The sequence below is a fragment of the Flavobacterium sp. genome (assembly GCF_028712645.1).
GTDB lineage: Bacteria > Bacteroidota > Bacteroidia > Flavobacteriales > Flavobacteriaceae > Flavobacterium.
In genome coordinates this window covers 13,645-14,245 of sequence record NZ_JAQTPQ010000078.1, presented here as the reverse complement: position 1 = coordinate 14,245, position 601 = coordinate 13,645, and the positions used below count along the sequence as shown (strand labels likewise).

Annotated in this window: 1 protein-coding gene; it reads left to right on the top strand. The window is 27.8% G+C overall.

Going from position 1 to position 601, the window contains the following annotated elements; translation table 11 throughout:
* Positions 1 to 399: 399 nt before the first annotated feature.
* On the top strand, positions 400 to 601 hold a 202-nt coding region (locus tag PHC28_RS07765; protein WP_300098237.1), incomplete at its 3' end, for a recombination protein O N-terminal domain-containing protein.

The following is a 601-nucleotide window of genomic DNA, read 5'->3' as shown; positions in this document are numbered from 1 at the left end:
TTTTTGAATTTCGACTCTGTATTGCAGAATAAGAAAGTGCTAATGATTTCAGCAATTATGTTATAGTTTTTTTTAAATTTTTCAAATTTTCAAATCGATTTATTTTATCCAGCTGCATTTGGGACACTAGTTATTCTTGCTGCTTTTAGCCTTCCGTTTTTAAATAATTTTGGCAAATATGGCGATTTTACTTATGGATTATATATTTATCATTTTCCAATAATTCAGCTTTTTAGACAATATAATTTATTTGAAAATTATAATCCAATTATAATGTCAATTTTAGTGATTTTAATTACTTTGTTTTTTGCTGTTTTTTCTTGGTTTTTCATTGAAAATAGATTTTTAGACCGATACAATTCTACGAGAAAAGTTGCAATAGAATAACAATTTGAATTTATGGAAATCAAAACCAAAGCCATCGTCATTTCTTCTCTCAAATACCAAGAGAAAAGCTTGATTGTAAAGTGTTTTACAGAATCTAATGGCTTAAAATCTTACTTTGTACGTGATGCTTTTTCCTCCCGAAAATCAAACCAGAAAATAGCTTATTTCCAGCCGTTGACAATTCTCGAAATCGAAGCTATTCATAAGAATAAGG